Source organism: Mesorhizobium silamurunense, from assembly GCF_014843905.1.
Taxonomy (GTDB): Bacteria; Pseudomonadota; Alphaproteobacteria; order Rhizobiales; family Rhizobiaceae; genus Mesorhizobium; species Mesorhizobium silamurunense.
In genome coordinates, this window is sequence record NZ_LPVS01000229.1 from 1 (window position 1) to 4,650 (window position 4,650).

Genomic DNA, 4,650 nt, shown 5'->3' on the forward strand with positions numbered 1-4,650 from the left:
GGTGTTGCGACGACCGCTTGAATCCGCCCTGTATGCAGAGCGCCTTTGCGCAGTGCCTTGGCCGTGGCCTCAGGATCATCCAAATAGCCTGGAAAGATTCCGCCCGGCACGTTTGTACGCACGACGATCTCACCACGTTCACCTTGCGGAACCGGAGCGCCACCCTCTGCTAAGAGTTCAGCCGTGTGCCATGGCACCGGGTTGCCGACACGAGGCCGAACACGACAGCCATAATCGCCGGGCTGTTCCGCGTCATCCCGCAACGCGCTCACCCTTCATGAGACCTCGTGACAAAAGGTCTGCCGCCATCGAGTTGGCCTGGTCCTCAAGGCTTGCAAAGGTGTATCTCTCGATCTTTTTTCTTGTCGCCGCGCCGCAGAAGCGTTCCGCAAGGAAAAGAAGAACGGTCCATGTTCTTGCCGTGTCGCAACCTTTCTATAGGTCTTCTCGGCCAGCGCCTTGACCGTCTCCGGCTCGACATCGCCGGCCACCACCAGCACGGCATTGTTGGGCCTAGGTCGTAGAAGGCGAGACCGACGCCGCCATCAACCCCGGCATTTCGGGCGGCGCGCTGATCAACATGGTCGGCCAGCTGGTTGGCATCAACACGGCGATCTAGGTCGGTCAAGTTCAGCTTCTCGGCGCTCCATTGAAAATGGCGAAGAGGCTGCGAGGGTCACAGGCCGCCTTCTGGCGCAGGAGTTCAGTGAGGCTGGGCTGTCGGAAGCTTCGTGCTCGAGATCGTCAAGCGGCCCGACGGCGCCGAGGGCTTCGAAGTCCTTCCACGCCGCTGGGTGATGCGCATCGACCTTCGAACGCGACGGCTGGCCTTGCTTGCGCGCTTCCGTCTCGCCGGTCTCGCGATAGCGGCGATACCAACTCCCGGCCGTCGAAATCCCGATCCGGAAGCGACGCGCCGCCTCTCGCGTCGAAACCCCGTCTTCAATGGCCGCAATCACGCGCCCACGAAGGTCCGCGCTCAGGCTCCTCGTCATCATCACCTCCTCGCAAATCACCGGGACAGTGAATTAGACAGGACCTATCCCGTGAACCAAACCGACTCTGCGTTCATGGAAGATGCTCTAACACCGAAACGGTTACTTTGCCCGCGTCGAGCAGTCTGGCAAATCACACCGCCCGACGCAGGACTGACCACGCTCCGTAGATCGCACGTTCCTCCAGTCGAAAAAGCCCAATCTGATGGTGGACGCGCAATGGCGGTTTCAAAAAGCAGCCCGGACTGAGGGCTTCAGCGCAACCCGCCCAATGTTACACCGTAACCCGCGGCTCGAACTTGACACGATCAAGCGCGATCATGCTCTTAAATTTTCGGACATTAGGGTTAGTATAGAGCTTCGTCTTGACGAAGACATCGAAGGCCTCAACATCCTCGACCGCCACGATCAGGACGAAATCGGCGTCGCCCGTGACCATATAGCATTGCGTAACCTCCTTGGCCGCCCGCATCGCACGCTTGAAATCGTCGACAAGGTCCAGACGTTCACGGTCAAGCTCTACGGTCACGACAACGGCAAGCGATTTGCCAAGAGCCTTCGGATCCACGAGCGAAATATCCGCAACGATTACGCCATCCACACGCAACTTATTCACTCGACGCATGCATGAGGCGGCCGAAGAACCGACCAGCTCCGCGAGTTCGGCAAAGGAGAGCCGGTTGTTCTTCTGTAGCGCCGTAAGGATCCTTCGGTCTAGGTCGTCCACCGTGCGATTCCGCTATTTTGAAGAGAAAATAATCGGTTAAGAATTTTAACATTCGCATGAATTTTCGCAACGTTTATTTCAATTCATCCCGAAATTGAAACAAACAAGGCACTCCTGGCCGGCGGATGATCGAATGCGCGCCATTCCGGTTTTCGGATGGTCTGGACCATTTTGCGCGAGGCGTGCTCACTCTTGTGAAAGCCCACATTGTCGAGATGACGATGTTGCCAAGCAACATTTTGGGGCGAGTTGTATTTCGACATAGGGTTCGAAGATGGTTGCATTTATCGGCGCATTGACGATCCTCGGCGCGACAAGACCGTGGCATCGCAGCCCGGCGATAAGGGTCTGCGTGCGCCTTTAGCCGAAGGCGCATGCGTCCTGAAACTCTCGCCCTTTGGCACCCCAGCCAGTGTGTTTGATCGACCTGGTCTTGGTCGACGTCTCCAATCGTAATTGGTCATGCAGGAAAAATAAGGGACCGATTGCTCGGGTTTGCGGGCCGAGCTTGTCGGCCGCTCAATCGAAAGTGTCATTTCAGGCGGGTACTCTCCCGGTCGCCGCCCGCGCGCAAGCCGTGAACTCGCACTCGGATGCGCTGATCGCGCGACTCCGGCAGGAGATCGAGAAGCTGAAGCGCGAGATCCATGGCAGCCGTTCGGAGCGCAAGGCCCGGCTTCTTGAGCAGATGGAATTGCAGCTCGAGGAGCTGGAGGCCGATGCTAGCCAGGACGAACTGGCGGCGGAGAAAGCGGCAGCCCGGACAGGCAGCGATCCCCCGGGTTCACGCTGGCGGTTGGCGTCACTGCCAGAGGTGCTGACCGACGCCGAGATCGACGAACTGCTGAGTTCGTTTGATCAGTCGTTCCCGTCGCGCCTGCGGGCTTATGCGATGATGCGGTGTCTGATCGATCTCGGCCTGCGATCCAGCGAAGTCGTCAAGCTGCAGCTTGACGACTTCAACTGGGCCGATGGCACGATCAACCTTGTCGGCACCAAGAGCCGACGCGCTGACGTTCTGCCCCTGCCGTCCGCGACGGGAGCGGCGATTGCAGCCTATCCGCACGAAGAGCGGCCCCCCGACGTCGAACCGGGCCATATTTGTTCGCCACGTCGCCCCTACGACGAACCGATCACGACCAAGAGCGTCAAACGCGCGGTGCTGGCCGGCTCGATCCCGACACCGAGTTCCCCCAGACCGCAACCTTTGGTCGTTCACACCGCCGCCTCGCACCGCACATCTATTCAGAGCAGGAGATCTGCGACCTTGTGGCCGCCGCATCGCGCCTAGGCCCCGACGGCGGATTGCGGCCGGCAACCTACGCGACGATCTTCGGGCTGATCGCCGCTACGGGTCTGCGCCGGTCAGAAGCACTCCAACTGCGCCGCAGCGATGTCGATCTTGACGGAGCATTCCCTACGGTTCGGAACACGAAGTTCCGCAAGTCGAGGCACGTGCCCCTACACGATTCATCGCGAAGCGGAGGATCAACAAGGTTTTCCAGAAGCTTCGCACCAACCTTGGTTGGACCGCCCGGGGCGGCCATGGCGAGGTGCGCATTCACGACCTGCGCCACACCTTCATCTGTCGCCGTATCCAGCTCTGGCACGAGCATGGCGCCGATATCGACAACGCCATGGGGGCGCTCTCGACATACGTTGGCCACGCCAAGATCTCCGATACTTATTGGTATCTGACCGGCGTCCCGGAACTCATGGCGGTCTCTGGCAAACGGTTCGAGCTGTTCGCCTCTAGGGTTGGAGGGGATCATCATGACTGATCCCAAGCTCACACCGTCCTTCCCCGGGCTGCTTCAACGCTTTTTCGTCGAGCATCTGGGCAATCAGCGAGCCGTCAGTCCGCGCACCATCGCCGCCTACCGCGATACCTTCCGATTGTTGCTCAACTTCACCGTGGCGACGATCGGAAAGGCGCCCACTCGGCTGACCCTGGCCGAACTCGATGCGCAGTTGATTCTGAGCTTCCTCGACCACTCGGAGAAGAAGCGGAGCAACGGTGCCCGCACCCGCAACGCCCGCCTGGCAGGGCTTCGCGCTTTCCTTAAATATGCCGCCCACTACGACCTGACTGCGCTCCCCGTCATCGAACAGGTGCTGGCCATTCCGATGAAACGGTTCGACCGGCAGGTCCTGGGATTTTTGTCGCGCGACGAGATGCAGGCGATCCTTGACGCGCCGGATGCACGGACCTGGGCAGGTGAGCGGGACCGCGCGCTGTTCAGCCTGATGTACAACACCGGCGCCCGCGTGTCTGAAGCCATCGGCCTGCGCGTCGGCGAGGTCGTCGTCGACGGTTCGGCGGTCGCGCACCTGCATGGCAAGGGGCGCAAAGACCGCAGCGTGCCGCTCTGGCGTACGACCGCCAACCTGATCGGCAACTGGAGGCGCCGGTTGGACTGCGCGGGCGAGTAGGACTTCCTGTTTCCGAACCGAGGCGGAGGGTGCATGGCGCGTTCGAACGTCACCCAGCGCCTTGAGCTTGCGGTCTCGGCCGCTGCGGAACGTTACCCGCAACTCGCGCGTCGCTCGATTTCGCCTCAAACCATCCGCCACACCACGGCGATGCATCTCCTGCAGTCCGGCGTCGACATCAGCGTCATCGCCCTGTGGCTGGGTCATGAGAGCCCCGCCACGACGCACATGTACCTTCAGGCGGATCTCGCCATGAAGGAACGCACGCTCAACCGACTGCTGCCCACGACGGCCAGTCAAGGCCGGTATCGGCCGCCGGACCAGCTCATGCAGTTCCTGATGAGCCTTTGAAACTATGCGCAGTTCGCCAGCCGGAAATCGTCCGAGAATCCGATGGTTATAGGCTCCTGTCCCGGCGATCTGTACATAATCACGAGGTGCGCATGCGTGTTTCAGTAAGTCCCGGACACCGGTTTCAGTAAGTCGCGGACAGCA

At 60.5% G+C, this 4,650-nt stretch carries 3 protein-coding genes and 6 pseudogenes; 6 read left to right on the plus strand and 3 right to left on the minus strand.

Annotated elements, in window-relative coordinates:
* Positions 1–275 precede the first annotated feature (275 nt).
* Positions 276–515, minus strand: a pseudogene (locus tag AU465_RS33325) (insulinase family protein); the annotation flags it as partial.
* Positions 516–529: 14 nt separating this feature from the next.
* On the opposite strand from AU465_RS33325, the pseudogene AU465_RS37960 reads away from it, so the two are divergent.
* Positions 530–616, plus strand: a pseudogene (locus AU465_RS37960) (trypsin-like serine protease); the annotation flags it as partial.
* Here AU465_RS37960 and AU465_RS38105 read toward each other — a convergent pair.
* Together AU465_RS38105 and AU465_RS37295 are read right to left on the minus strand one after the other, a co-directional pair.
* Positions 603–998, minus strand: coding sequence for a helix-turn-helix domain-containing protein (locus AU465_RS38105; RefSeq protein ID WP_446685773.1), 396 nt, complete (start codon positions 996–998; stop codon positions 603–605). The pseudogene AU465_RS37960 and the gene AU465_RS38105 sit on opposite strands and share 14 nt — an antisense overlap.
* 271 nt (positions 999–1,269) lie before the next feature.
* Complete coding sequence (locus AU465_RS37295) at positions 1,270–1,722, minus strand: Lrp/AsnC family transcriptional regulator (protein ID WP_192257300.1); 453 nt, start codon at positions 1,720–1,722, stop codon at positions 1,270–1,272.
* 559 nt (positions 1,723–2,281) lie between these two features.
* Here AU465_RS37295 and AU465_RS36955 point away from each other — a divergent pair.
* The 5 genes and pseudogenes from AU465_RS36955 to AU465_RS33350 form a co-directional block, all read left to right on the plus strand.
* Positions 2,282–2,494: pseudogene (locus AU465_RS36955) on the plus strand (transposase domain-containing protein); the annotation flags it as partial.
* 54 nt (positions 2,495–2,548) lie between these two features.
* Positions 2,549–3,013 (plus strand): annotated as a pseudogene (locus AU465_RS36960) (tyrosine-type recombinase/integrase); the annotation flags it as partial.
* Positions 2,992–3,135: pseudogene (locus AU465_RS37965) on the plus strand (tyrosine-type recombinase/integrase); the annotation flags it as partial. The pseudogenes AU465_RS36960 and AU465_RS37965, both read left to right, overlap by 22 nt.
* A 140-nt stretch (positions 3,136–3,275) precedes the next feature.
* On the plus strand, positions 3,276–3,503 hold the full coding sequence (locus tag AU465_RS36965) for a site-specific integrase (RefSeq protein WP_192257306.1): 228 nt from the start codon (positions 3,276–3,278) through the stop codon (positions 3,501–3,503).
* Positions 3,496–4,506: pseudogene (locus tag AU465_RS33350) on the plus strand (tyrosine-type recombinase/integrase). Before AU465_RS36965 ends, AU465_RS33350 begins: the two are co-directional and overlap by 8 nt.
* The last annotated feature ends 144 nt before the right edge of the window (positions 4,507–4,650 follow it).

Coding starts and splice junctions, on each gene's coding strand:
- AU465_RS38105 (WP_446685773.1), bottom strand. CDS start 998: ATGATGACGAGGAGCCTGAGCGCGGACCTTCGTGGGCGCGTGATTGCG.